The 1,068-nt window shown below is 41.5% G+C and carries 1 protein-coding gene; it reads right to left on the minus strand.

What is annotated here, in order from left to right; all coding sequences use genetic code 11:
* Positions 1 to 1,068: ISKra4 family transposase (locus DSM107010_RS37795; RefSeq protein ID WP_158631980.1), on the minus strand; the 1,068-nt coding region annotated here is incomplete at both ends.

The raw sequence follows: 1,068 nt of genomic DNA on the forward strand, positions 1-1,068 counted from the left end.
CCCCTTCTGGAGTCCAACGCATTTGTTGCTTTTTCACGAATCGCTTGCTGATAACTTGATTGACGGCAGATTCTACAAAGGAGCTGGAAATCGGTTCGCCGTTGCGGTAGCGTTCGCCATAATTGGGAATATACTGTCCATTGTTTGAAATATAGGTTTCAAACTCTTCTAAATGAGAGCAGAGTTTTTGTGCTTCAAGACTTGGTTCTCGCTCGTCATCATCCGAACCTAAGACAAAGGCACTATCGATTAAATCTTCAATTTCTGATAAGCCTTTAAAGACATTGCCGTGCCATAAATACCACTTTAAGGAAGTCAAATCTTTGAGGATGGATTCGCTGTTTATACCTGCTGATAAATCTTCTTTACTTATCCCTTTGGCAATTTGTTTCATCACAGTTATCCGCATGGTGATGTGAAACCAGTCGAGGATATGTTCGGCATTGGGGTTGAGGTAATATTGTAGGTCACGTATAATCTCTTCTCCATCAGATAAAAATGTGACCTGCTGGTTCATTTGCATTCCTTGAGATTTTAACACCTCAAATACTCGACGTTGGGGTTTGGTATCGTAGCAATAAACCATGCCAAAACATTTGGATGTGCCGTCTGCTTTTATACTCTTGCCAGCGATAACTTCAAAATTTCCGGCTTTTTTAGATTTCCTATCATAGAAACGAACATATCCTCCATCCATACCCACTACCAAGGGTAAACCTGGTCTGGGGAGCTTCTCCCAATCTCTTTGGCAACCCTCGAATAATATTCCTGCTTCTTCCGGTAACTCTAATTCTAAGCGTTGACCTAATGCGTGTAGATTGTTGCGTATAGATGTAGCGTTTATTTCTCCGTCTACTGGTAGTAATTCTTGCAATAATTTGCTGGACAGCCCATAGGACATTAGGGAGGCAAATTTTGATTCTAGGTAGAGCAATTCGGGTGATGTGCGTTCTTTTAGCAGGGTTGCTACTGGGTTAAAGCTACGAGTTGCTTGCTCGGTACAGGCACAGTGGAATAATCGATGACATTGCAGTTTTAATTTTCCAAAAGGTGTTCTATGTGTGATTG

The organism is Chroococcidiopsis cubana SAG 39.79, assembly GCF_003991895.1.
Classification (GTDB): Bacteria; Cyanobacteriota; Cyanobacteriia; order Cyanobacteriales; family Chroococcidiopsidaceae; genus Chroococcidiopsis; species Chroococcidiopsis thermalis.